Source organism: Saliniramus fredricksonii, from assembly GCF_900094735.1.
GTDB lineage: Bacteria > Pseudomonadota > Alphaproteobacteria > Rhizobiales > Beijerinckiaceae > Saliniramus > Saliniramus fredricksonii.
Genome location: NZ_FMBM01000001.1, coordinates 579383 through 604014, shown reverse-complemented (window position 1 = coordinate 604014; position 24632 = coordinate 579383). Strand labels below are relative to the sequence as shown.

General features: G+C 66.6%; 19 protein-coding genes. 5 read left to right on the top strand and 14 right to left on the bottom strand.

The genetic code is table 11. The features are described from left to right. Positions 1-22: 22 nt before the first annotated feature. Complete coding sequence (locus tag GA0071312_RS02745; RefSeq protein WP_074443520.1) at positions 23-1069, bottom strand: MaoC family dehydratase; 1047 nt, start codon at positions 1067-1069, stop codon at positions 23-25. A 268-nt stretch (positions 1070-1337) separates the two neighbouring features. On the opposite strand from GA0071312_RS02745, the gene GA0071312_RS02740 reads away from it, so the two are divergent. The 3 genes from GA0071312_RS02740 (at position 1338) to GA0071312_RS02730 (ending at position 5245) form a co-directional block, all read left to right on the top strand. Next, positions 1338-2282 carry a hypothetical protein gene (locus GA0071312_RS02740; protein ID WP_238947062.1) on the top strand — a complete coding sequence of 315 codons (945 nt, stop codon included), beginning with the start codon at positions 1338-1340 and terminating at the stop codon, positions 2280-2282. Between the two features lie 114 nt (positions 2283-2396). Further along, positions 2397-2822 carry a DNA-directed RNA polymerase subunit omega gene (rpoZ, locus tag GA0071312_RS02735; protein ID WP_074443518.1) on the top strand — a complete coding sequence of 142 codons (426 nt, stop codon included), beginning with the start codon at positions 2397-2399 and terminating at the stop codon, positions 2820-2822. A gap of 230 nt (positions 2823-3052) precedes the next feature. Then, a complete protein-coding gene (locus GA0071312_RS02730; protein ID WP_074444159.1) occupies positions 3053-5245 on the top strand; it encodes a RelA/SpoT family protein in 2193 nt (730 codons plus the stop codon). 64 nt (positions 5246-5309) lie between these two features. Here GA0071312_RS02730 and GA0071312_RS02725 read toward each other — a convergent pair whose 3' ends face one another. Genes GA0071312_RS02725 through GA0071312_RS02710 form a run of 4 tightly spaced genes read right to left on the bottom strand, consistent with a single transcriptional unit; the run spans position 5310 to position 8651 of the window. Next, complete coding sequence (locus tag GA0071312_RS02725) at positions 5310-6167, bottom strand: class I SAM-dependent methyltransferase (RefSeq protein WP_074443517.1); 858 nt, start codon at positions 6165-6167, stop codon at positions 5310-5312. Then, positions 6164-7219, bottom strand: coding sequence for a glycosyltransferase family 4 protein (locus GA0071312_RS02720; RefSeq protein ID WP_074443516.1), 1056 nt, complete (start codon positions 7217-7219; stop codon positions 6164-6166). The genes GA0071312_RS02725 and GA0071312_RS02720 overlap by 4 nt, the downstream gene beginning before the upstream one ends. Before the next feature lie 6 nt (positions 7220-7225). Next, positions 7226-7630: a 6-pyruvoyl trahydropterin synthase family protein gene (locus GA0071312_RS02715; protein WP_074443515.1), complete on the bottom strand. Its 405-nt coding sequence runs from the start codon at positions 7628-7630 to the stop codon at positions 7226-7228. Between the two features lie 25 nt (positions 7631-7655). Then, a complete protein-coding gene (locus GA0071312_RS02710) occupies positions 7656-8651 on the bottom strand; it encodes a zinc-dependent alcohol dehydrogenase (protein ID WP_074443514.1) in 996 nt (331 codons plus the stop codon). 231 nt (positions 8652-8882) lie between these two features. Here GA0071312_RS02710 and GA0071312_RS02705 point away from each other — a divergent pair, with 231 nt between their 5' ends. After that, the gene (locus GA0071312_RS02705; RefSeq protein WP_074444158.1) at positions 8883-9653 is read left to right on the top strand and encodes an FkbM family methyltransferase; all 771 of its coding nucleotides are present in this window, start codon (positions 8883-8885) and stop codon (positions 9651-9653) included. An 8-nt stretch (positions 9654-9661) separates the two neighbouring features. Here GA0071312_RS02705 and GA0071312_RS02700 read toward each other — a convergent pair whose 3' ends face one another. From GA0071312_RS02700 to GA0071312_RS02660, 9 genes are all read right to left on the bottom strand, one after another. Next, positions 9662-10552: a DUF1194 domain-containing protein gene (locus GA0071312_RS02700; RefSeq protein WP_165603938.1), complete on the bottom strand. Its 891-nt coding sequence runs from the start codon at positions 10550-10552 to the stop codon at positions 9662-9664. A 137-nt stretch (positions 10553-10689) separates the two neighbouring features. After that, positions 10690-11937, bottom strand: coding sequence for a phosphoglycerate dehydrogenase (gene serA, locus GA0071312_RS02695; RefSeq protein WP_074443513.1), 1248 nt, complete (start codon positions 11935-11937; stop codon positions 10690-10692). Between the two features lie 68 nt (positions 11938-12005). Beyond that, complete coding sequence (locus GA0071312_RS02690; RefSeq protein ID WP_074443512.1) at positions 12006-12458, bottom strand: DUF3429 domain-containing protein; 453 nt, start codon at positions 12456-12458, stop codon at positions 12006-12008. A 154-nt stretch (positions 12459-12612) separates the two neighbouring features. Continuing rightward, the gene (locus GA0071312_RS02685) at positions 12613-13455 is read right to left on the bottom strand and encodes a TIGR02186 family protein (RefSeq protein WP_083204247.1); all 843 of its coding nucleotides are present in this window, start codon (positions 13453-13455) and stop codon (positions 12613-12615) included. 5 nt (positions 13456-13460) lie between these two features. Beyond that, on the bottom strand, positions 13461-14378 hold the full coding sequence (locus GA0071312_RS02680; protein WP_074443511.1) for a sulfite exporter TauE/SafE family protein: 918 nt from the start codon (positions 14376-14378) through the stop codon (positions 13461-13463). A gap of 112 nt (positions 14379-14490) precedes the next feature. Continuing rightward, positions 14491-19380 carry an SEL1-like repeat protein gene (locus GA0071312_RS02675; protein WP_074443510.1) on the bottom strand — a complete coding sequence of 1630 codons (4890 nt, stop codon included), beginning with the start codon at positions 19378-19380 and terminating at the stop codon, positions 14491-14493. A 325-nt stretch (positions 19381-19705) separates the two neighbouring features. Then, entirely contained in the window at positions 19706-21007 is a 1302-nt protein-coding gene (locus GA0071312_RS02670; protein ID WP_074443509.1) for a L,D-transpeptidase family protein, read from the bottom strand. 244 nt (positions 21008-21251) lie between these two features. Further along, positions 21252-22205, bottom strand: coding sequence for an acetyl-CoA carboxylase carboxyltransferase subunit alpha (locus tag GA0071312_RS02665; protein ID WP_074444155.1), 954 nt, complete (start codon positions 22203-22205; stop codon positions 21252-21254). A gap of 126 nt (positions 22206-22331) precedes the next feature. After that, entirely contained in the window at positions 22332-23963 is a 1632-nt protein-coding gene (locus GA0071312_RS02660) for a GMC family oxidoreductase (protein WP_074443508.1), read from the bottom strand. Positions 23964-24165: 202 nt separating this feature from the next. Here GA0071312_RS02660 and GA0071312_RS02655 point away from each other — a divergent pair, with 202 nt between their 5' ends. Further along, the gene (locus GA0071312_RS02655) at positions 24166-24621 is read left to right on the top strand and encodes a (2Fe-2S)-binding protein (RefSeq protein WP_074443507.1); all 456 of its coding nucleotides are present in this window, start codon (positions 24166-24168) and stop codon (positions 24619-24621) included. The last annotated feature ends 11 nt before the right edge of the window (positions 24622-24632 follow it).

Here is a 24632-nt window from a genome sequence, read left to right as displayed (position 1 = left end):
CTCGCGCGCCCCGCAATCGCCTTCAGCTGCGGGCCTTCCAGAAGACGCAGCCAGCGAAGGCGAAAACGGTCTCGCCCGCCGCGTTGATCCCGGTATTGTGCGAGAAAACCAGACCCCAGCCGGGACGCGAACGCGAGGGCCGGCAATCGGTGATGCGGCTGTGATAGCGGATCACATCGCCGGCATAGACCGGGCGTCGCCAGACGAGATCGGTAAATCCCGGCGAGGGCCCGAGTTCGGGCACCGGCAACCCGGCACGCAAGGCGGCTTCACGCCCGCGCTCGCGATGCCCGACCATGCATTTCATCCAGGCCGCCGCCGTATGCCAGCCCGAGGCGCAGAGCCCGCCGAAGGCGCTTTCGCGCGCGGCCGCCTCGTCGAGGTGAAACGGCTGCGGGTCGAATTTGCGGGCGAAGGAGATGATGTTGTCCGGGGTGAAGACGTAGGAACCGAGCGCGGCCTCTTCACCGATCACGAGATCCTCGCAGAACGGCATCGGCGGCGTCTGCGCCGCATCGGCAGGCGGGTGATCGCCGCCGGCGCCCTCGGACACGGGAGAGGCGCCGTCAGGATCGGCGGCCTGCGGCCCCTTGCCGTAACGGATGGGGGCGGCGGCTTGCGCATCGCGGGTGCCGAACATGATCCAGTTGGTCTGGTCGACGAGGACGGTATCATCGGCGGCGACCAGTTCGAAGCGAAAGCGGATGCGGCCCATGCCGGGACGCTTTTCGGAACGCCGGGCTTCCAGCACGCTGGCGCGCAGCCGCACGGCATCGCCGGGGCGCAGGGGGCGCAGCCAGCGTACCGCCTCGATGCCCGGCGCGCCCATCGAAGCGGCGTCCTGCAGGATCCCGTCGGCCAGAAGCCGCATCATCAGCGCACAGCTGTGCCAGCCGGAGGCGATCAGTTCGCCGACGAAACTCTCGCGGGCCGCATGCCCATCCAGATGAAAGGGCTGGGGATCGAATTCCCGCGCGAAGGCGATGATCGCCGCCTGATCGACGCTCAGGGGCCCGTGGATCTCCGTGGTGCCGCGGGTGAAATCCTCGAAGAAGCGGCGAAGCGCCATTGGGGCTCATCCTCAGGATGCGTTGAAGAATCGGCTTGATTGTGACGCCGGCCGCGCGCACGTCAATCGCGGCTGCGCCATAAACGGGTTTGGCATGACCGGCAACCGGGACCGGTCCGGGATCGCGACGTGCGCGATATCACGACTTGCTCTCGCGGGTGATCCGCCTCATTTTCGTCCCGCCCATGATGCAGGCATCGGATGGATTGCGTGACGTGCCCGGCGGCGCGCCGGGCAGATGCGGGGAAACCAGGGGGAGTATCGGGCGATGCGGGCTTTGGGTGTGGTGATCATGACGGTCATGCTCAGCCTGACGGCACCTTTTCTTCCCGGCTCCGGGATGCCGGCGGGCGTCGCTTTGGCCCAGACCCAGAGCGGGGAGAGCGGCACGCGCTTCATGTTCGAAGGGCTCGGCCAGCCCGGCGGCGATCCGATCCTGCAGCGGCAATTGCTGCCACAGACAGGGACGATGCGCCTCGAAGCCGTATTCGGAGAGACCAGTACACCGATTGCCTCGGGTCTGATCTGGCGCGTCTTCGAGGACCGGTTCGGCGAGGACCGGCCGGTGCTCGTGGCGCGCAGCGATGATCCGCGACCGGAATTCCGGCTGATACCGGGCAATTACACCGTGCATGTCTCCTACGGCTATGCCTCAGCGACGCGGCGCATCACGATGCAATGGAGCGACGTGGCGGAGGTTCTGCGGGTCAGTGCCGGCGCACTGGCGGTGCGCGGAATCGTGTCGGATAACCCGGTCCCGCCTGAGCAGATCAGCTATTCGGTCTTCGTCCCCGTCGGCGAGGATGAGGAGGGGCGCCTCGTCGCCGCGAATGTGCGTGGTGACGAGATGGTGCGCCTGCCTGCGGGCAGCTATCACGTGGTCTCGACCTTCGGCGAGGCCAATTCCATCATGCGCACCGATGTCGATGTCGAAACCGGGCAGATCACCGAGGCGACGCTCAACCACCGCGCCGCCACCGTGACCTTGAAACTCGTCGGCTATGCCGGCGGCGAAGCCTTCGCCGGTACGGCCTTCAGCGTGCTGACGCCAGGGGGGGACGTGGTCCGCGAGGCGATCGGCGCCTTTCCCAGCGTCACGCTGGCCGAGGGTGATTACGTCGTGATCGCCCGGCATGACGGCGCGGTCTATACCCGCGATTTCTCCGTCGTTACCGGTCTCGACCGCGATATCGAGGTGATGGCCGGCCAGTGAGGCGCTGCGCGCGCCCCGCGCCTGCGTTTTCGTGCGCCAGCCCCTTGTCTCGGAGCGTGAGAGCCTGTATGGAGCCGGGTTGAAAGATCTTTCCCCGAATGAGAGGAGCCGCCCATGGCTCGCGTGACTGTCGAAGATTGCGTCGACAAGGTCGAAAACCGTTTCGAACTGATCCTGCTGGCCGGGCACCGGGCCCGGATGATCTCCTCCGGCGCGCCGCTCACCGTGGACCGCGATCGCGACAAGAACCCGGTCGTCGCCCTGCGCGAAGTGGCCGACGAGACGATTTCGCCGGAAGACCTGCGTGAGCAGCTGATCCATTCGATGCAGAGCTATGTCGAGGTGGACGAACCGGAAGCCGAAACGGTGCCAATGCTCAACGCGCCGCAGGCGGGTGAAGGCGCGGTCGACACGGCCGCCACCGCCGGCGGTGGTGACGATTCGGACGTATCTTTCGATCGCATGAGCGAGGAAGACCTGTTGCGGGGTCTCGAAGGTCTGCAGCCCCCGGCCAAGCGCGATGAGGACGATCAGGGCTGATCGCCGCGTCCGGGCCGCCTGTCGGTGCTGCGAAGCCGCTTCATGATCATCATGGAGCGGTTTTTGCGTCCTGCGCCCCCGCTGAGGCGACCGCGCGCATTGCCAGATGCGCGCATCATGACTAAGCCATGAAACAGACCGGTGCGCATCATTGCGACAGAATGCCGGAGTGATGGTATTGCGCGCCCGTGGCGGGCGCGTGAATGCGAGGGTAACGGAGTGTGCTGCGCATGATGCGGCAATACGAGCTCGTCGAGCGGGTGAAGCGCTACAACCCGCAGGCCGACGAGGCTCTGCTCAACAAGGCCTATATCTACGCCATGCAGGCGCATGGCTCACAAAAGCGCGCCTCCGGCGACCCGTTCTTTGCCCATCCTCTCGAGGTCGCGGCGATCCTCACGGATCTGCGCCTCGACGATGCCACCATCATCGCCGCCGTGCTGCACGACACGATCGAGGATACCGAGGCCACGCTGGAAGAGATCACCCGGCTGTTCAATCCGGAAATCGGCGCCCTCGTCGACGGGCTCACCAAGATCAAGCGGCTCGACCTCGTTTCGAAGCGCGCAGCGCAGGGGGAGAACTTCCGCAAGCTGCTGCTCGCCATCGCCGAGGATGTGCGTGTGTTGCTCGTCAAGCTCGCCGACCGGCTGCACAACATGCGCACACTGGGCTTCATGCCCGAAGCGAAGCGCCCCCGCATTGCCGAGGAAACCCTCGAGATCTACGCGCCGCTCGCGGGCCGCATGGGCATGCAGGAATTGCGCGAGGAGCTGGAGGAGCTGGCTTTCCAGCACCTGCGCCCCGAAGCCTGGCAGACCATCAGCAAGCGCCTCGAAGACGTCTCGCAGAAAAACGAACGTCTCGTCGAAGAGATCGAACGCATTCTCGGTTCGCTGCTCGCCGCCAAGGGGCTCACGGCACAGGTGCACGGGCGCCGCAAGCGGCCCTATTCGATCTGGAAGAAGATGGAGAGCAAGTCCGTCGCCTTCGAGCAATTATCCGATATTTTCGGCTTCCGCATCATCGTCGACGAGATCGACGATTGCTACCGGGCGCTCGGCGTGGTGCACACCACCTGGCCGATGGTGCCGGGGCGCTACAAGGATTACGTCTCCACCCCCAAGCAGAACGACTATCGTTCGCTGCATACCACCGTGGTTGGCCCTGGCAAGCAGCGCGTCGAATTGCAGATTCGCACGCGCCAGATGGACGAGATCGCGGAATACGGCATCGCGGCGCATGCGCTCTACAAGGAAGGCGCGGATATCGCGCGTTTCGTGGCCGAAAGCCGCGCCTATCAATGGCTGCGCCGCACCATCGATCTTCTGGCCGAGGGCGATAATCCGGAAGAGTTTCTCGAGCATACCAAGCTCGAACTCTTCCACGATCAGGTTTTCTGCTTCACCCCCAAGGGCCGGCTGATCGCGCTGCCGCGCGGGGCCACGCCGATCGATTTCGCCTATGCCGTGCATACCGATGTCGGCAACACGGCGGTCGGCTGCAAGATCAACGGACGCATGGCACCGCTTCTGACCGAACTCGCCAATGGCGACGAGGTCGAGATCGTCCGCGCCACGACGCAGACGCCGCCGGCGGCATGGGAATCGCTGGTGAGGACGGGCAAGGCGCGCGCCGCCATCCGCCGCGCCACGCGCACCGCTGTCCGCAAGCAATATGCCGGGCTCGGCTCCCAGATCCTGGAGCGGGCCTTCGAGCGTGCCGGCAAGGCCTTTTCCAACGAGAAGATCGCCGCGGCCCTGCCGCGTCTCGCGCGAGGTTCGATCGAGGATGTGATGGCCGCCGTCGGACGCGGCGAGATGTTTTCCGGGGATGTGGTCCGGGCGGTCTATCCGGATTATACGGATGAGCGCCGCAGCGCTGCCTCCCTGCGTGAAACCGCCGACGGGGAGGCGCCATCCGAGGAGAGTTTCGTCAAGATCCAGATCCCGCATGGCCCGGAAGACGAATACGCCATCCCGATTCGCGGCCTCGACGGGGATCTCCCGATCCGCTTCGCCCCGGAGGGCGGGGCCGTGCCGGGAGACCGGATCGTCGGCATCATCACGCCGGGCGAGGGCATCACCATCTACCCGATCCAGTCCGGGGCGCTGGCAGCCTTCGACAACGAGCCCGATCGCTGGGTCGATGTGCGCTGGGACGTCGAGGCGATCGCGACGCAGCGCTTTCCCGCGCGGATTCAGCTGCAATCGATCAACGAGCCGGGATCACTCGCGCAGATTGCCCAGGCGATCGCCGATCACGACGGCAATATCGACAACCTCGCCATGAAGCGCCGCACCCCGGACTTCACCGATATCCAGATCAATCTCTCGGTCTGGGATCTCAAGCATCTCAACGGCATCATCGCCGAATTGCGTGCCAAACGCATCATCGCCAAGGTCGATCGGGTTACCGGGTAAGGGGTGTAGTGTGCGTTCCGGCCTGACGGCGTCAGGCCGAACGCTCCAATTCATTGCCTGGCGCTCAGCCTGGCAGCGCCAGCAGGTCCTGATGACCGATGGTGCAGGTCACGCCCGATCCGGTGCGGGCCGCGCGCCAGTCCTCGACCTGTCTTTGCTCGACCAGTCCGGCCTGCCGCACCGCCTGCGCCTGACCTTCCGCCAGAGCCGCAATCAGTGCCGCATCGTCAGGCGTGAGCCGCCATGGGCTGCCAGCGGTCTCGACCGTGTAATCAAGGCTTTCGAAGGATTGCGACAGGGCCTGCGTCGCCTCCGGGCCGGCGGAGCGGCCGAAACCCTTATCCGTGACCTGATGGGCATGGAACGCGGCGAGCATGGCGGAATCTGCCGGATGCGGCGGCTGCCAGATCTCCTGGCCATCATAGGTGAGCGCCGTGTAGAAGGCGCAGCGCCGGCGGGTCACGGCATTGGCGAAGAAGCGTATCCAGTCGCGTGCGCACAGATCGAACAGGGCCGCCGCCGTGACGAGATCGGGGGGCGGGTCGAGCACCGGGTCGAGATCGCGGGCGAGATCGCCCTGGATGAAGGAGACGTGCAGCCTGCGCTCACCCTTGACCAGTTCGAGCGCATCGCCGTCACGCAAGGCCTCGTCGGCCCAGGCGGCGAGGTGCTCGCGCGCGGCCACGAGCAGCCCGGCGTCGTGATCGACGAGACGCCAGTTCTGCTGGCGCTGATGCAGCGCCGGGGCGATGGCGCGCAGGTTCGAGCCCGTGCCGCAGCCGAGATCGATGATCTCGACGCTGTCGCGCGCGCCACCCGCGCTGCGGAGATGCTCCGCGAGCTTGTCCACGAGAGCGCCGTTGCGCGCCGCGTGATCGGCGCTCTCGCGCAGGCTGAGCCAATCGGCGGAAAAACCGGTCATGCACTGATATCCCTGAGAACGTTGGCGACAATGCGCGCGGTATCGTGCCAGCGCGGCAGGGCGGCGCCGGCACGGGTTGAAGCGCCGGCGAGACGGCGGCACAGAGCTTCGTCATCGATGATGCGCGACAAGGCGCCCGCGAGGGCGGACCCGTCGCCGGGCGGTACTTTCAGCGCGGCATCGTCCGGCGCCGTCTGCGCCGCCGCGCCGCCGGTGGAGATCACCATCGGCAAGCCGCGCGCCATGGCCTCGGCCAGCACCATGCCATAGCCTTCATAGAGCGAGGCGGACACGAAGATATCCGCGCCGTGATAATGTGCCGCGAGCGCCACATCATCCACCGCGCCGGCAAGCGTGACGTGATCGCCGAGTCCGTTTCGGTCGATGGTCTCGCGCAACCTTGCCGCCTCGTCCGGATCGCGGTCATGCGCGCCGATGATGGTGAGATGCCAGGGGTTCTGCGCCGCGCAGGCGGCGAGCGCTTCGACGAGCAGCGGATAGGCCTTGCGCGGCGAGACGGCACCGACGGCGACGAGCGAGAGCGGCGCGCCGGCAGGTGAGCCTTCGGCTGGCGCTGCGGGATCCGTGCCCGGCTCGGCAATGGTGATCATTTCCGGCATGACGCCGAAATCCGCCGCCAGCGTCTCGCCGGTGAGCCGGCTCGTGGCGATGATGCGCCTGCAATGGCCGAGTACGGCGGCTTCGTTTTCGATCAGGGCCTCGGCACGCGCCGCGTCAAGCCCGCTTTCCAGGCCGAGCGGATGATGCACCAGCGCGGCGATGCGCCTGCCATAAGGCGCGACCATGTCCGGCGGCATGGCGCCCAGCGCCAGCCCGTCGATCAGCAGCACGGCATCATCCGGGCAATCCGCAAGCGCCTCCCGCGTGGCCGCGAGATCGGCCTCCCCCGGATGCGGATAACCGCCGGGCAGCGCCACGTGGCGCAGATCCACGCCATCCGCGTCCATCAGCGGCAGGATGCGCCGGGCATAGGCATAGCCGCCGGTGGGCGCGGCGAGATCGCCCGGGATCAGGAAACAGGCTTTGCGCATGACGGATCAGCCGGCGAGCTCGGCTTCGTACCAGGCCCGCGCCACATGCGATTCGCCGATCAGCACGCGGATCTTCGCGATTTTCTCCGATCCCGGCCCGAGCGCGCCGCTCGTCGCCGCCTGCGCCATCGCGTCGAAAATGTGCTTGCAGAGGAATTCGGTGGTGGTGTTCTGGCCCGCGAATTGCGGCAGCTCGTCGAGATTCTGGTAATTCAGCGGGCCGAGCGTGGCCTTGAGCGCCTCATGCGCGCGTCCGATATCGACCACGACGCCTTCCGGCCCGAGTTCCTTGCGAAAGAAGGCGACATCGATGACGAAGGTTGCCCCGTGCAGCTTCTGGGCGGGACCGAACAGGTCTCCCTTGAAGCTGTGGGCGATCATGACGTGGTCGCGGACTTCGACGGCGAACATGCGGCGTCTCCTCTTTTCAGGTTACTCAGTAGCGAATGGCGGTGCACAGGCCGGCGGCACCCGGTGCGAGCAGATCGGGCAGGGCCTGCGGCAGATCGGCGAAGGCGATCTCGCCCGTGATCAGGGCATCGAGCCTGTCATCAGCGAGCATTTCAAGCGCCTTGGCGAGGCGACGGGCATGGCTCCAGCGGGCGCGATAAGCCGGTGCGACCGAACCGACCTGGCTCGAGATCAGCGACAGCCTGCGTGAATGAAAGGCAAGACCGAGCGGGGCAGGCACGGTCTGCGACCCGTACCAGCTCATCTCCACGATCCGTGCCTCGGTGCCGGCACAGGCGAGCGCGCAGGACAGGCCCGCCGGCACGCCAGACGCGTGAAAGACGACATCCATCTCGTCCGGCGCATCCAGCGGCTTGGAGAACCCGATGCCGAAATGTGCAGCCAGCGCGGCGCGCTGCGGATCGATGTCGACGAGCACCGTCTCGACGCCCGGCATGCGCGAGAGGATCGCACAGAGCATCAGCCCGACCACTCCGCCGCCAACCACCATGACGCGTGCGCCCGGCCCGACGCCGGAATCCCAGATACCGTTGAGCGCGGTCTCCATATTGGCTGCGAGCACCGCCCGGCGCGCCGGCAGGCCCTCGGGCAGGGGCGCGAGCATGGCGAGCGGCGCGTTGAAGCGGGTCTGATGCGGATGCAGGCAGAAAACCTGGCGCCCGCGCCATTCCGCCGGACCGTCCTCGACTTCGCCGACGGCGCAATAGCCGTATTTGACGGGGAAGGGGAAATCCCCCTCCTGAAAGGGCGCGCGCATGCGCTCGCTTTCGTCGTGGGGCACATTGCCCTCGAAGACGAGTCGTTCGGTCCCCCGGCTGATGCCGCTCCACAGGGTTTTCACCCGCGCCTCGCTCTGCGCCGGCGATGGCAGCGGCGTCTCCTGCAAAACCGCCTGGCGCTTTGCGACGTAATACAGGGCATGGGCCGTCAGGGCCGCTGACGCGTCGGGATTGCCGGTCATGAGTTCGCTGTGATCCTGAAATATCCTGAGCGTGTGCGAAACGTGGACGTTCGCGAAGAAGTGTGCCTGTTGCTAACGCAGGTCAAGCGTTACGGGTTCATCAGCAACGGGCGAACGGGAACAATACGCGCGCAGAGGCGCTTCAGACCACCGGCATGCCAGATCAACGTGCTGCGGGAACCTGGGAAAAGGATGATCACGATGTCGCAAAGCCCGCCGGAGAATATGCCGATGTCTGACCCTGATACGTTGTGCCCTGTGCGCCCGCCGGGAACTGCCCGGGCCATCGGGCGATCGCTGCATGTCTATTACGGTGATCGGGAACGCGCGGCAGAGATGGATGCGCTCTATGCCGGGTTTGTCGGATCAGGCGACCTCGTCTTCGATATCGGTGCCCATGTGGGCGACCGGATCGCGAGTTTCCGCCGTCTCGGCGCGAAAGTGGTGGCGCTGGAGCCGCAGCCGGGCGCCATGCGGGCGCTTCGGCTGATCCATGGCCGCGATGCCGATGTGACGCTGCTGCGCGCCGCCGTCGGGCCGCAGCCGGGGGAGATCACCCTGCATGTCAACAGCGCCAATCCAACCGTGAGCACCGCCTCATCGGAATTTCTGGAGGCCGCCGCCGGTGCGCCGGGATGGGAGGGGCAAACCTGGGATCACATGATCACGGTCCCGCTGGTCAGCCTCGACAGCCTGATCGCGCAATACGGCATGCCCGCTTTCGCCAAAGTCGACGTGGAGGGGTTCGAGGCCGCGGTGCTCGCCGGGCTCAGCCAGCCGCTGCCAGCGCTCTCCTTCGAATTCACCACGATCCAGCGCGGCATCGTGCACGACTGCCTCGCCCAGCTCGCGCGGCTGGGCGATTACAGGTTCGATTTCGCACTCGGCGAGAGCCAGATGCTCACGGGGACCTGGCAGGATGCGGATTCCCTCGCAGCCACCATTGATGCGCTGCCAGCGCAAGCGAATTCGGGTGATGTTTATGCTCGGTTGCGCCAATAGGGCGCGAATCACCGCATCTGGTTGCGCTCGCGCCAATCCTGGAACATGCGTTCGCCGATCAGGCAATCCGCGCCCGGGCGCTCGCCGGCGCGGTGGATCAGGGGGCGCGGGGGTGTCAGATCCGCGATTTCCAGGATCAGTTTGCGCCGGATCGCCTCGGTAAACTCGTCATGGGCGCGCAAGGGCACGATGAAGGCGCCGGGGCCACCGATGACGCAATCGATGTAATAATGGTCGAGATCGGGGATATCGAGCGCCCCGCCGCGCGCGAGCATGATCGGCAACCCGTTGATGGTGATGCCGGCATCAATCGTCTCGTTGCGCGCGATGGTGACGATGCGTCCCTCATTGTTCGGCCCGTCGCCGGACATGTCGATCACCCGGCGCAGGGGCGTTGCGGGCAATGTCTCGAAAAGCGAAGCCGCCTCGGCGAGTGCCGCCGAGATCGAGGTGCGGCGGGTGCGGCGCAGGGGCTGTTCGGCGAGGAAATCGGCAAAGGCTTCAGCATCGTCCGGCCCGCCGATGATCCGCCACGGCGCGATCACCTCCCGGGTCGCGGCCCCGGCCCATTCCAGATAGCTCACCGCGATGCGCTGATGCGGTCCGGCGGCGATGGCGGCATGCACGCGCGGATCGCGAAAGGCTTCGACATAGCCGTCACGCTGCAGGGCGAGTTCGTGCATGGTCATCGAGAAGGAGATGTCGACGGCGAGCACCAGCGCCACATCGACGGGATCGGGATCGGAGGTCGCGGCTCTTGCCGGCGACGGGGGCGTGGTCAGGCCGGCGACGAGGGCCAAGAGCTTGAGGGACAGGAGCGCCAGCCATGAGGCACGCCGCGCCGCGCGGGCCATGCCGCGAGGTTGCCGGAGCCGGGCTTCGAGCAAAGCGCGCAGCATAACCACACCCCTCACGATCACGTGTGATCGCTGCAGGTTGCCTTCACGGGGCGTGGAAGGCAATGCGCGCCGCTGCCCCGACCCGACAAAGTGAATCAAGGGTTAACGCGAAATCCTCGAGTCACCCCGCGTGCTGCTCAATCGCGCACATACAGCACGCGCGCGCGGATCGTGCCGTGCAGCGCGCGCAATTCGGCGAGCAGCCCGCGTGTATCCGGGGGCACGGCGTCGAGTTCGACGACCACATAACCGAGCTCGCCCTGCGTCTGCAGGAACTGCCCGACGATGTTGAAGCCCTTGCCGGCGAAAATATCGATGATCCGCGCGAGAATGCCGGGCGTGTTGCGGTGAACATGCATGAAACGCGCCCCGTGCGGACGGGCGGGAAGCTGCACTTCGGGAAAGTTCACGGCCCCCATCGTGGCGCCGATATCGGAGTAATCCACGAGCTTGCGCGCCACTTCCGCGCCGATCCGCTCCTGTGCCTCCACCGTGGAGCCGCCGACATGCGGGGTGAGGATGACATTGTCGAGCCCTTGCAGCGGGCTGGAGAAAGGCTCGGCATTCGAGCCGGGTTCGACAGGGAACACGTCGACCGCCGCGCCGCGCAGATGGCCGTCGCGCAAGACCTGCGCGAGCGCGTCGAGATCGATGATGCTGCCGCGTGCATTGTTGATCAGGAAGGCGCCCGGCTTCATGCGGCGCAATTCGCGCGCGCCGATCATGTCGCGTGTCGCCGGCGTCTCGGGCACGTGCAGGGTGACCACATCGGCCTGCGCGAGCAGGGCGTCGAGGGAATCGACCGGCTCGGTATTGCCGTGGCGCAGGCGTTCGGTGTGATCGTAATAGATCACCTTCATGCCGAAGCTCTCGGCCAGCGTCGAGAGCTGGCTGCCGATATTGCCGTAGCCGACAATGCCGAGCACCTTGCCGCGCACCTCGTGGCTGTCATTGGCGGATTTCTCCCAGCCGCCGGCATGGGCGCTGATCGAACGCGGGACGGTGCGCCGCATCAGCATGACGATCTCCGCGAGCGTCAGTTCGGCCACGGAACGGGTGTTGGAAAACGGTGCGTTGAAGACGGGTATGCCGCGCCGGGTGGCGGCATCGAGATCGACCTGGTTGGTGCCGACGCTGAAACAGCCGATGGCGATGAGCTTGTCGGCGGCCTCCAGAACCTCTTCCGTGATCTGCGTCCGCGAGCGGATCCCCAGAATATGCACCCCGGCCAAAGCCTCGCGCAAGGCCTGGGCATCGAGCGCCTTGGGCAGATGCGTGATCGCGCCGTAACCGGCATTGCGGATCAGCGTGACGGCGGAATCATGGACGTTCTCCAGGAGCAGGATCCGGATCTTGTCCTTGGACAGGGAGAGCGGCTTGGTCATGAATGCATCCTCGCGGCGGTCATCGCCGCAAGGGCTTCGCAGGACCGGGCGCGGGAATCAACCCCGTATCACCCCGCCAATGCGGCGAGGATCAGGGCGGCGGCGGCCCCGCCGGCGAGGATCAGGCGCAGATTGCCGAACCATTCCGGTGCATTCTCGCGGCAGACCATGCCGTAATCGATCAGCCCCGCGATCACGATCAGCGCGGCGAGGCTGCCCAACTGCCAGGAGGGTGGCAGCAGCAGCGCACCCCAGGCCAGCAGCGCCGGGATCACCGAGATCACGTATTCGCGCCCGGCATTCGCCTGCTCCTCCATCGTCACGGCGATGCCCCAGCGAATCCCGCCGGTGAAGGAGAGGATCACCGCGCCATAGGCGGCAAGGGCGAAGCGCAGGCTGTCGGGAGCGGTACCAAATCCGATGCCGGTGACCAGCGCGAGCGCAAGCAGCCAGAAGGGGGCGAGCCCGGCGAGGCCGAGCATGCGGGGAAAGGGCGGGATGGTCTTGGCGCTCGTGGTCATGATCTCTTCGCGGCGGTTTGATCGGATCCGATAAAGGCCGTCATCATGCGCCCCGGGCGCTGGCCCCCGGGCGAGACTTAACGCCTGTCGCCGCGCTTGCAAGGGGAAAGGCGTGTCGTAACGGTGCCGCAGTCGGAAAACGGCGCGGCGTCCCTCAGTCGCGGCGGAAGATCACACTCGCGATCCAGCCGAAGAAAATCGCCATGAGCACGGTGAGAAACCCGTAGGCGGCGGCCCGCGTCTCCGCCCAGACCGCGACGCGCTGCTCGAAGCCGGTCTTGACCAGCTCGAAATTGGTGATGTCGCGCGACAGCTGGACCCCGTCGGAGAAGAGCAGCGTCTCGACCTCGTAATTCCCCGGCGGCGCCCCCGCAGGCAGGGGAATCGCGGCGCGGAAGATCGTCGGCGTGATGAAGGTCACCCCGCGTCCGATTTCGAAATACTGCCCCTCCTGCATGCGCAGCCGGACCAGCGCTTCGGCATATTCGGGGGGCGCGTCACGTGGGTACAGCAGGGCTCCGGACTCTCCGGATTCGCTGCGGGAGGCGATGGTCGGATCCAGATCGAGGTGCAGGCGCATCCGCATGATCTCGCTCGTCAGTTCATCGAGCGGTCGCGAGGAGAGGATGGCGAGATAGCGCGGGATGTCCATGAAGGTCTGTTGCGAGCGGTTGATCCAGATCGGCCCGAGCCGTTCCTTGCGGCGCACCGTCACCGCATCGACGCGTGGCCCGCGCACGATCACGGCGGCATCGTAACCGGTCGTGCGGGCGATGGTCTGTTCGTCACGCTGCACGGCGCCGAACACGGTGATTTGCGAGCCGGTATAGTTCGAGGTGATCATCACCTGATGGTTCGACAGGGAAATCACCAGCCCCTCGCCGCGGGCGGTATCCGCCGCTGCCAGCGCGACGAGCGCCGCCAGGGCAGCAGCCAGACCATGCAGCAGGCGTGCGGCGGCGCCGGGGCGAATGGGGGCGGGGCGATCATGATGCATCCGCTCTAGCCTCCATTCGCGATCGAGAACAGCTCGGTCGGGCGCAGCACCAGTTCGATGGCGAAACGCAGGCCGACGCCGAGGATCAGCAAGGCGAGCAGGAAGCGGAACATGTCCGCCCGCAGATGCCGGCTGGCGCGGGCGCCGAATTGCGCCCCGAACACACCGCCGATGATCAGGATGAAGGCGAGCACGGCATCGACGGCCTGGTTGGCGATGGCGTGCAGCAGAAGGGCCGCCGTGCTCGCCCACAGGATCTGGAATTGGGATGTGCCCACCACCATCGATGTCGGCACGCGGAAGAGATAGAGCAGGGCCGGCACCATGATGAAGCCGCCGCCGATACCCAGCACCGCGCCGGCGAATCCGACAAAGAAGGCGACCCCGAGAAGCGGGATCACGCTGGCATAGAGCTGCGAACGGTGGAAGCGCATGCGCAGCGGCAGACCGAGATAGGCGGGATGCTCCCCGGCCCGCCTGCGCGAGCGCACCTTGCCCTTGCGGCTCGACCAGAACTCCTTGAGGCTCTCCACCAGCATCAGCCCGCCGACCACCGAGAACAGGGTGACGTAGGAGACCACGATCACGATATCGAGCTGGCCGGCGGCGCGGGCGGCGGCGAAGAACCAGATACCGAGCCCGGTCCCGACCAGCCCGCCCACGGTCAGCAACGAGGCGAGTTTGATATCGAGGGCCTTGCGCCGAAAGGCGGCGAGTCCGCTCGTCGTGGAGGAGGCCACGATCTGCGCCATCTGGCTGGCCACGGCGATGGCCGGCGGTATGCCCAGAAAGATCAGCAACGGCGTCATCAGGAAACCGCCGCCGATACCGAACAAACCCGATATGAAACCGACCGCCGCGCCCAGCCCCAGAAGGAGAAAGACGCTGACCGACATTTCGGCGATGGGAAGATAGATCTGCACGGGCGCGTTACCTTTATCGTCACCATACGCGACGAACCGGCACGGGAATCAAGCCCCGCGCCGGTGCAGATGTGCTTTTTCACCACCATATGGCAGTGATGTGACGCCCGCTTCAGCTTGCGGGATCGGTCACCATGGCCTGGCGGGACGATTGCGGCCCCGGCATGCGCATCGGCATCGCCACGTTGTTCGCTGCCGGATCCGGCTCGCGGGCGCGCCAGACCTCGACTTCGGCTTCGGCCATGGCCAGCTCACGGGAATCGAGCCTCGCGGCGACTTCGTCTCGTTTTTCCGCCGCATCCGAATCACCCTCCCGGGCGGCGATGGCGAACCATTTGTAGGAACCCGCCAGATCCTGCTCGGTCCCCATGCCGCGCGCCTTGAGAACGGCGAGGTTGTACTGGCTGTCGCGGATACCCAGCTCCGAGGCCTGGCGGAACCAGTCCAGCGCCCCGGCGAAATCCGGGTTGCCCTGAACGCCCTCGGCCATCAGCACGGCCAGATTGTGCATGGCGCGGGCATTGCCGTTCTCCGCCGCGCGCTGGTACCAGAGGCTGGCCAGCGCGTAGTCGCGGCTCACGCCGATCCCCTTCTCGTAGAGATTGCCGATCCGGTACTGCGCCGGCACAAGCCCATGTGCCGCAGCACGCTCGAACAATTTGGCCGCGAGCTTGGGATCGCGCGACATGCCGTTGCCGTCGACCGCCATATTGGCGAAGGCGTAGACTGCGGTGACATCGCCGGCCAGCATGGCTTCGCGGATATCCGCCGGACCGCGCCCGGAGGGGATCTCGTCGGCCGAGACGATATTGGGATGCAGCTCGCTCTCCGGTGCGAGCACCCAGCCGGCCTCATTTTTCGAACCGGCCTGTTCTGAATCACCTTGCCCGACATCCCGGCGCGGCGGCAGAACAGGGACCTGGCCATCGGCGCTGCGCGTCGCATTGCCCCGGTTGAGCAGGGTTTCCATGCCGACGATGCTCGGCAGGGCGCCGGGATCGAAGCTCTCGTTTGCCGGCGATCCGGCATCGATCGAGGCGGTTTCGGCCGGTTGCGCATCCGTTTCGGCGGTGATGATGCCCGCATCCGCCGTCTCGAGCATGGGCGCGGCTTCGGGGAGCGCGTCGTCCGGACGCGCGTCCTCGGTCTGCGTCGTCTGCGCATCCGCGATATCGGCCAGAACCGCGTCGGTATCATCCTGTACGACTTCCGCGATCCGATTGCGCTCATCGCCCTGCATCAGATGCGGGGCGATCTGGAAGGCGCCGGCTGCGAGAACCACCGCCGCAGCCGCCATCAGCAGCGGACGGCGGCGCGATCCGGCGACCGCCTTCTCGGCGCCGGCCTTCTCACCGGCCTTGTTGCCCGCATTCCGCGCGGTGCCCGGCTTCGATGCCGACAGTTTGCCTTCACCGGCGACGCCGCGTGCCTTGTCGCGCACATCCCGGGAGGATTCCTTGCGGGTCGCGGCAGCGGCTTCCGCTGCGGCATTCTGGGCGGCGCGGCGCGCGGCGGCAATGAAGTTCGCCTTGATCTCCGCCGATTCCGTCTCCGCATCCTGCGCGCCGGATTTTGCGGGCGCCTGACCGGGGCGCCCGGCACCGGGCTCGATCAGGGTATCGTCACCGAGCGAGCCGACCGTGGCGAAGGGGCGATCGGCATCGTCGAAGCCATCCGTCCGGAAATGGGCACTGACCTCACCCGCAATGACGGGACTCGCCTTGATCTGAGCGGCATCGGAGGGCTTCAGGCCATTCGCGTGCTTGCCATTCGTCTGCTTGCCATTCGCCTGCACCGCCTGAGACGAGGCGCCGCGTTGCGCCTTCAGCTGGTCGAGAAGCTGGGCCGGCGTCATCGGTCCGCGCGGCGCGTCCGCATGCTCCGCAGCCTGCGCTGCTGCCGGGGCCTTGGCGGGTTCGGCCTTCGCGGGTTGAGCCTTGGCGGGTTGGGCCTTGGCGGGTTGGGCCTTGGCGGATTGCGCATTGGCGGGTTCGGCTTTGGCAGGTTGCGGTGCGCGCGCCTTGCTTTCCAGAAGCGTCAGCCGCTCGACCAGCTTGTCGAGCGTCCCCTGGACGCTGCCGAGCGTGTCCATGCTGCGCTGTTCCGCAGCATTCTGGAGATCCTTCAGATCGGCCAGAGACTTGCTGAGGAAGTCGATCTCTCCGGGCGAATCGCCCTTCGGCAAGGCCTCCAGCGTATCGGCAATGGCGGCCTTGGCCGCGCGTTCCGCCGCCTCGACGGCGCCTTCGCGCATGCTCTCGATCTGGCGCATGAGATCGTCCATGGCCTTGTCGAGCGGGCTCGGCTCGGCGTCGGCATCGCGCTCGCTCTCGAGGCGTTTGGCGATCTCGGAGATCTGCGCTTCGAGGGCGTCGATCGCTTCAAGGCCCGCATTGGGCTGCTCGGCGGCGTCGAGCCGGGCGGCGAGCTGATAGAGCATATCCTCCAGCGGACGGACTTCACTGCGCAGATCGACGGCGCGCAGATTCTCGTCGATCTGGTCCATGCGCTCCATCAGCGCCTCGAAACCGACCGGGGGCCGGGCGCTCGACGAGGCCATGGCCGCTTCGAGGTTGCTCTGAAGCTGCTTGAACTCACGCTCGAAATCCGGGCGTTCGGCATTGCCGATACGATCGATCCGGGCGGCGAGCTCGTCCAGCCGGGCGAGCACTTCCGCCGGCACTTCCGGAGCAGTGGTGCGGGCCTGCCAGGTCTCGTCGAGCTTGCGCTCGAGCGCTTCGATCTGACGCGCCACGGGGCTGAGATCCGCATTGGCCGGGCGGGCGGCGAGCTCGTCGATCTTGGTGTTGAGGCTTTCGAATTGCCGGGCCAGCGCGCCGAGTTCCGCACTGCCGGCCTGGGGCAGGTTCTGCAGATCCGCCGACATCGCCGCGACTTCGCGCGCCATCGCCTCGGCCTGCTTGCCGCTCAGCCGTCCGGCGAGCTCCTCGAGCCGTCCGGCCATGCTCTCGACCCGCTCGCCGAGCGATGTGATCTCCGCGCGGCTGTCATTGGCCGCAATTTGCGAAATCCGCCCGGCCAGGTCCTCGTATTGACGCCCGAGCAGGGAGAGGTCGACCTGCGGCATGCGCTCGGAGAGCGTATCGAGCTTGCCGGACAGATTGCCGAACTGCTCGCGGATCTGATCGGCATCGGCCTGTGTCGCCCGCGACGCCTTGACCGCGCCGCGAATGTCGTCGACGGCGCTGCGAAGCGTGGCGAATTCCACCGCGTCGATCTGGCCGCGCGCCATGTGGCCGACCCGATGTGACAATTCCCGCAGCTGTGCGTTCAGCTCGTCCACCCGGCTCGGATCGGCGAGCTGGCCATAGAGGCTGCGCATCGCTTCCAGTTCGCGGGTGAGCGTCGCGGCGAGTTCACGATCGGAACTGCCCAGCGTCTCGATCTGGGCCGAGAGCTTGCGGTAATCCTCGGCGATCCTGGCATGGACGCCTTCGGCAGTGGCCTCGGCAATGCCGGCGATCTCGGTCTGGACGCGCTCGATCAGACCGTTGATACGCGCGAGCTCCTTGTCGCGGCCGGCATCGGCGGCGCGGATGGCCTCGCGGGTCAGTTCGGACAGGGATTCCTCGAGATCGGCGAGTTCGTCGTTGCGCGCGAGGCCTTCGAGTTTCTGCGACAGGGCATCGAGATCATTGCGAACGTCCTTGCCGATATCGGCAACGGCACGCCGGCTCTGCTCGCCCTCGCGGCTTCCGGTTTCCTTCACCGCCTGCAACTGGGCGCCGAGGCGGGCCACGTCACCGCGCAGGGTGGAGAGCATCTCCTCCGTATTGCGCCGGCTGGTATTCTGGTCCTCGGCATCGAGCGCGCTCTGGCGGGCGCGGATTTCGGCCACCGCGCTCTGCAACTCGGCAGCGAGGCCCGAACGGGGACGTTCGCGCGCGGATTTGTCGGTGGCTTCGCCCCGCGCGGGATGGCGTGCCTGCGCCTCCTGACTGCGCGAATTGGTTTCGGCGAGCTTCTCCGTGATCGCGGCGATGCGATCCTCGAAGGAGCGCAGGGCATTCTCGATGGTTTCCTGCTGGCGTCCGAGCAGGGCCTGCGCTTCCTCCTGGGCGCGGCGCTCGGCTTCCTGTGCGGCCTGTTCGGCCGCATTGCCGCGGTCGGCATCGCGGCGGGTCTGTTCGGCCTGGGCTGCGCGGGCGGCTTCGATCTCGGCCTTGGTCTGGGCCTGGCTCTCGCTGAGCCGGGCCAGATGCGCCTCGACCTTCTCCACGGCCTGCAAGGCGGCGCTGATGGAGGGCTGCTGGCCGTCCACGACCTTGTGTTCGATATCGTCGAGGCGCTTGGTCATCATGGCCAGCGCTTCACCGAGCACGTTCGCGGTGTGGTCCTGGCGCTCGAGCGCCATACGCGTGCTCTCCGAAAGCGTGCGCGTGCTCTCGTTCATGCGCTCTTCGTTGCGCTCGATCCAGCGCACCACGGAATCGAGCGCCTCGGCGGTGCGGGCATTGGATTCGCGGCTGCGGCGCTCGGTCTCGCCGGCAACGGCGCTGACGATGGCGTCGATGCCGCCGTGCTGGGCAGCGCGTCCCTCGGCACGTCCTTCGGGGGAGCGCCCTTCCGCGCGCTGGCCGGCGGGAGCCTGGCCGCGTTGGCGCGTCGCCTTGTTGATGCGTGCGGCAATGGCGTCGAGCTCGTCATAAGCCGAGCCGTAACCCTGAGGCGCCTGGCTGCGGGCGGGAGCGGCACGACGGCGCACCGTGGGTGCGGGCTCGGCCGGTTCGCGCTCGGCGTAACCCCGCTCCGGATAGCCCCGCTCCGGGTAACCCCGTTCGGGATAGCCGCGCTCCGGGTAACCCCGTTCGGGATGGCCACGTTCGCTGAAAGCGCGTGTTGCGCGATCGGAGATCGTTGCCTGGAGCCATTCGTCGAGGCTCATGCCCGAGCGACGCGCCGCTTCACGAGCGGCATCGCGTGTATCGGGATCAAGTCCCTCCAGATACCAGGGGGTATTGCTCTGGACGTTGTGCCGCATCGCTGCGCTCTCGAACGGTGGGACAGATTGTTCACCCGGTTCCGGCGCCGCCCCTTCGCGCCGGACCCCGATCCGGGATCAGCTGATTCGACCGCGTGGCCGATCCGGCTTTCTCCGTCATCGTGAGGTGAGTCTTTCGCGTTAGGGTAAACAGGAAGTTAAAATCTCATTCATTGATTGTTAAAATTAACATCCCGTTGACCATAAGGCGTGCTTCCGGCAAAGGCGACGCTGCCCCCGACGGAGATGATGCCTGTCAGGGGAAGGGTTGAGGATTCCTGGCAACCGTTGGTCGGCGTCCGCGAATCAGTGGCGATTCGCGCACTCAGCGGAACGACGTGTAGCGGGCATCGCCATGCGGCGTGAGCGGCTGCGCGCCATTGAGCATCTGCGCGCCCCGTTGCGGCGGTGTCGGAGGTTCTGTCGCATCCGGCTGCGTCGGTTCGTCGCCCGACAGGCGGTCACGCGAAAACAGGTTGCCGAACAGGCGCTGATGCAGCGGACGGGTCGGCGGCGCATCCTCGCGTGCCACGCTGGTGACGCCGCCGTCACCCGCCTCGGCGGTGCCCGCAGCGGATGTGGCGCCCGGGGCGGGGGTCTGCCTCTGCGCGAAGGTCGTCGCAGCGGATGATTCCAGGGGCTGACCATCCGACCCGACGGGAATCGTCCGCGGGCCGCTCGCGATCGCATCCGGGCGCGAGACCTGGCCGAGGCGCTGCGCGCGACGCGACAGCTGTGATGCATCGGTGGCGCTGGCGAAGGCCACGGCCTGATTCTGGAAGGAGGGGTGGCTGCCACCATCCTGATAGACGAGCCGCACGGCCTGCGTGCCGCGCTCGATCAATTGCGCGATACGGGTCTCGTCACGGCTGCGACGCTCGGCCACGGCCTGCGTGACGCGCTCGTCCGTCGGCGCGCATCCCTGGGTGTTGAAGGAATAGCGTCCATTGCAGACTTCGACCTGCGGCGGGCGCTGGGTCACCTTGAAATGATCGTGCCCTTCCTTGAGATTGCGCCAGAAGGCGATGTTCTCGTCGTAACGCTTTTGCGCCAGATTCTCCGGGTTCATCCGGAAGGGCAGGGACTGGACCTGGAAACCGCGCTGCCCGCCGGCAAAGGCCTCACGGGCGATGGCGTAGATCTCGGCCACGGTTTCATCGGTCATGGCGAAGCAGCCGGCGGAGGTGCACGAGCCATGCACCATCAGGTGCTTTCCGGTGCGTCCGTGCTCGCGGTCGAAACGGTTGGGGTAGCCCAGATTGAAGGAGAGGTAGTAGGCCGAATTCGGATTCATCAGATCCGGCGTGACCGTATAGAATCCTTCCGGCGCCTGCCGGTCACCCTCGCGGTGCTTGGGGCCGAGCTGGCCGGACCAGCGGCAGATCGGGTAGGTCTTGAGATGCGCGTAGCGCCCGTCGGGACCTTCCTTCCAGATCTCGAGCTCGGCTTCCTTCTTGAAGATGCGCATCATGATCGGGTCTTCGGGCGCCACGCCGTTGCGCTGCATCAGCGCCACCGTCTCCGGCGGGATGGGCTGGAGGTGCCGGTTCGACGAAACGGTACGATCGGCGTTGCAGGCGCCGAGGGCGATCGTGATGCCGGCCACGAGCATCAAACGCTTCAACATGGGGTCCCCGCTCCAGAATGCGTTTTCACCCCCGTATCCGCAACGCGCGCCGGTCGATCATTTCGACCCGCACGGACGCGACCGCTTACGACGGTGACCCATCTGAGTATGATCGTTACCGTTAGCGAAGCGTTACCGCAAGGGGGTAGTGAGGGGGTAGAGCGGGTGAACGTGGTTAACAAATGCTTGATCCGCCTCGCATCCGGCGCTGCCGGGAGTGCCTGAGCGCTCCGGCAGGGCACGCTCAGAGATTGCGCCCGATGGCGAGGAACTTGTCGGCACGGTGGGCGCGCAGGGCATCGGGATCCTTGCCGGCCAGATCGGACAAGGCGGAGGCGATCGCATCGCCGGCGGATTCGATCACCGCCTGCGGGTCACGATGGGCGCCGCCGATCGGCTCCTTCACGATGCGGTCGATCACGCCAAGCTTGAGCAGATCCTGCGCCGTGATCTTCATGTTGGTCGCTGCATCCTGGGCGCGCGCGGAATCACGCCACAGGATCGAGGCCGCGCCTTCCGGCGAGATCACGCTGTAGATGGCGTGTTCGAGCATCAGCACCTTGCTGGCGGTGGCGATGGCGATGGCCCCGCCGGAGCCGCCCTCGCCGATCACCAGGGCCACGCTGGGCGTGCCCAGTCCGAGGCAGGCTTCCGTCGAGCGGGCGATCGCCTCGGCCTGGCCGCGCTCTTCCGCCTCGATGCCCGGATAGGCGCCCGCCGTATCGACGAAGCTGAGCACCGGCAGGCCGAAACGGTCGGCGAGTTCCATCAGCCGCACGGCCTTGCGGTAGCCCTCGGGCCGGGCCATGCCGAAATTGTGGCGGATGCGCGCCTGCGTGTCCGAGCCCTTCTCCTGACCGATCACGCAGACCGGTTCACCGCGAAACCGCCCGAAACCGCCCATCACGGCTTCGTCCTCACCGAATTTGCGATCTCCGGCCAGCGGCGTGAAATCGCTGATCAGCCCCTCGCAGAAATCGCGGAAATGCGGGCGCTGGGGATGGCGCGCGACCTGCGTCTTCTGCCAGGGCGTGAGCGCGGCATAGATCTCCGAAAGTGCCTGCGAGGCCTTGTCCTCGAGGCGCGTGACGTCGTCGGAGATCGCCACCGCATCGTCGGCCTCGCCCATCCGACGCAGTTCCTCGACCTTGCCCTCGAGCTCGGCAACGGGCTTTTCGAAATCCAGATAAGTACGCATGCGGTTCCGCTGATAGACCATCAAAGCCGCCGCGCGGAAGGCGAGGCGTGCGGGCGCGGACACTGACCGCAAGCGCTGGCCAAGTCAAGATTTTGTGACCCGGCACAATATGACGGGGCGCCTGCCTCAGCTGCTGGGCGCATCCGCGAGGATCATGTCGGCGGCTTTCTCCGCGATCATCATCACCGCCGCCTGCGTATTGGCCGAGACGAGATGCGGCATCACGGAAGCATCGGCGACGCGCAATCCGGCCACGCCATGTACCCGCAGGCGCGGATCGACCACGGCGCCGGGGCCCTCGCCCATGGCGCAGGTACCGACAGGGTGATAGATCGTCTGGCCGGTCGCGCGGGCAAAGGCGATGAGATCCGCATCCGATCTGCAATCGGGGCCGGGATTCATCTCCTCGCCCAGATAAGCCCGCATCGGGGCCTGCGCCATGATTTCACGCGCCATGCGCATGCCCGCCGCGAAGGTCTCGCAATCGATATCGTCGGTGAGAAAGCGCGGGCTGATCCGCGGCGGCGTCAGCGGGTCGGGGCTCACGGCATGGATATGACCACGCGAACGGGGCCGCAGCTGGGTGACGCCGATGGTCATGCCGGGACGCTTGTCGAGCACCCGGTCGGCGGCGTTCGCGTAGCTCGCATGCACGAAGAAATATTGTACGTCCGGCGTTTCCAGCTCCGGACGCGTACGCACGAAGCCATGGGCCATTCCGGTGGCGAGGGTGAGGATGCCGCGCCGGGTCAGCAGATACTGCGCGACGGCCCGCAGGAGGCGCCAGCCACGGGTCTGCTCGTTGAGGGTGACCGGCTGCGTGACGCGCCAGTTCATGCGGGTGGCGTAGTGATCCTGGTAATTCGCCCCCACCCCCGGCAGGGCATGGTTCACCGGCAGGCCCGCCTGCGCGAGCACCTGCGGATCGCCGATGCCGGAGAGCTCCATCAGATGCGGGCTCTGGATCGCGCCGGCGGTCAGGATGACCTCCCCGCGCGCCTGCGCGTGTTCCGCGATGCCGGCACGGCGGTAGCGGATGCCCTGTGCGCGGCCATCAGCCAAGGTCAGGCACGTGGCGGTGCATCCGGTGCGCAGGGTGAGGTTGGGCCGGCGCATGGCGGGTTCGAGCCAGGCGCGATAGGCGCTCCAGCGCCGTCCCTTGCGCTGCATCACCTGATAATAGCCGAAACCGTCCTGGCGGCTGCCGTTGTAATCGGGGTTGAGCGGATGCCCCGCTGCCTGCCCGGAGGCGATGAAGGCGTCGAGCAGGGGATGGCGCTCGGGCACGCGGATCACGTCCATCGGCCCGTCTGTACCGCGCAGCCCGGCATCCGGGGTATCGTCGGCAAAGCGCTCCAGCTTGCGGAAATAGGGCAGCACATCGGCGAAGCTCCAGCCGCGCGCTCCGGATTGCGCCCACAGATCGTAATCCTCGCGCTGGCCGCGCACATAGATGCTGCCATTGATCAGGCTCGATCCGCCGAGGCTGCGTCCGCGCGGCACGGGGATCGCCCGATCGCCGGTGCCGGGCTCGGGATGGGTGGCGAAGTTCCAGTTGTAGCGTGGATCCTTCCAGGTCTTGCCGAAAGCGGCGGGAATGTCGATCCAGGGTGAGCGGGGCACGCCACCGGCCTCGATCACGAGCACGCTGTTGCGCGGATCCGCGCTCAGCCGGTTGGCGAGAACGCACCCCGCCGTGCCGCCGCCCACCACGATGTAATCGAATGTCCCGGCGGCCCGGGGCTCCTGATCCTGCATGCGACGCAACCCTCCGCTTCCGCGAGACGTTCGATCAGAAAACGACGCCTGACAAGGCGAAGGCTGCGGATGCGGCTTTGCGCCGCCGCACTTGCCCGATTTTCGGGCGGTTCGTACTTGCCCGGGTGGCGGCGCGTGTTAGCCTTCCTACCTTGTAGGTGAGAAATTTACGGGTGACGGACAGGCAAGGCGGGAGCGGGTGATGATCAGTCTGACGGTCAACGGCGAGAGCCATGAGCTCGATCTCGATCCGCAGATGCCGTTGCTCTGGGCCCTGCGTGATCATCTCGGGCTGACCGGCGCGAAATACAGCTGCGGCATCGCGCAATGCGGCGCCTGCCTCGTCCTCGTCAACGACATGGCCATGCCGGCCTGCGTGGTGCCGCTGGAGGATGTCGACGGCGCGACGATCACCACGATCGAGGGGGCGAAGGGGCGCGTCGCCGATGCGGTGATCGGAGCCTGGATCGACCGCGATGTCTCGCAATGCGGCTATTGCCAGCCCGGCCAGATCATCCGCGCCATAGAGCTTCTGGCGCAAAACAGCGATCCGAGCGATGACGATATCGCGCAGGCGATGGACGCCAATCTGTGCCGTTGCGGGGCCTATCAACGCATCCGCGACGCCGTGCGCGATGCCGCCATCGCGCTGGCCTGAGGGAGATCATC

What these genes read in the sequence shown, in the direction of transcription:
- GA0071312_RS02700 (WP_165603938.1), bottom strand. Translation starts at nt 10,552, where the DNA reads ATGCTGCGCGCTTTGCTCGAAGCCCGGCTCCGGCAACCTCGCGGCATG.
- GA0071312_RS02655 (WP_074443507.1), top strand. Translation starts at nt 24,166, where the DNA reads ATGATCAGTCTGACGGTCAACGGCGAGAGCCATGAGCTCGATCTCGAT.
- GA0071312_RS02730 (WP_074444159.1), top strand. Translation starts at nt 3,053, where the DNA reads ATGATGCGGCAATACGAGCTCGTCGAGCGGGTGAAGCGCTACAACCCG.
- GA0071312_RS02685 (WP_083204247.1), bottom strand. Translation starts at nt 13,455, where the DNA reads ATGCATCATGATCGCCCCGCCCCCATTCGCCCCGGCGCCGCCGCACGC.
- GA0071312_RS02665 (WP_074444155.1), bottom strand. Translation starts at nt 22,205, where the DNA reads ATGCGTACTTATCTGGATTTCGAAAAGCCCGTTGCCGAGCTCGAGGGC.
- GA0071312_RS02670 (WP_074443509.1), bottom strand. Translation starts at nt 21,007, where the DNA reads ATGTTGAAGCGTTTGATGCTCGTGGCCGGCATCACGATCGCCCTCGGC.
- serA (WP_074443513.1), bottom strand. Translation starts at nt 11,937, where the DNA reads ATGACCAAGCCGCTCTCCCTGTCCAAGGACAAGATCCGGATCCTGCTC.
- GA0071312_RS02710 (WP_074443514.1), bottom strand. Translation starts at nt 8,651, where the DNA reads ATGACCGGCAATCCCGACGCGTCAGCGGCCCTGACGGCCCATGCCCTG.
- GA0071312_RS02725 (WP_074443517.1), bottom strand. Translation starts at nt 6,167, where the DNA reads ATGACCGGTTTTTCCGCCGATTGGCTCAGCCTGCGCGAGAGCGCCGAT.
- GA0071312_RS02720 (WP_074443516.1), bottom strand. Translation starts at nt 7,219, where the DNA reads ATGCGCAAAGCCTGTTTCCTGATCCCGGGCGATCTCGCCGCGCCCACC.
- GA0071312_RS02705 (WP_074444158.1), top strand. Translation starts at nt 8,883, where the DNA reads ATGTCTGACCCTGATACGTTGTGCCCTGTGCGCCCGCCGGGAACTGCC.
- GA0071312_RS02740 (WP_238947062.1), top strand. Translation starts at nt 1,338, where the DNA reads ATGCGGGCTTTGGGTGTGGTGATCATGACGGTCATGCTCAGCCTGACG.
- GA0071312_RS02715 (WP_074443515.1), bottom strand. Translation starts at nt 7,630, where the DNA reads ATGTTCGCCGTCGAAGTCCGCGACCACGTCATGATCGCCCACAGCTTC.
- rpoZ (WP_074443518.1), top strand. Translation starts at nt 2,397, where the DNA reads ATGGCTCGCGTGACTGTCGAAGATTGCGTCGACAAGGTCGAAAACCGT.
- GA0071312_RS02745 (WP_074443520.1), bottom strand. Translation starts at nt 1,069, where the DNA reads ATGGCGCTTCGCCGCTTCTTCGAGGATTTCACCCGCGGCACCACGGAG.
- GA0071312_RS02660 (WP_074443508.1), bottom strand. Translation starts at nt 23,963, where the DNA reads ATGCAGGATCAGGAGCCCCGGGCCGCCGGGACATTCGATTACATCGTG.
- GA0071312_RS02675 (WP_074443510.1), bottom strand. Translation starts at nt 19,380, where the DNA reads ATGCGGCACAACGTCCAGAGCAATACCCCCTGGTATCTGGAGGGACTT.
- GA0071312_RS02690 (WP_074443512.1), bottom strand. Translation starts at nt 12,458, where the DNA reads ATGACCACGAGCGCCAAGACCATCCCGCCCTTTCCCCGCATGCTCGGC.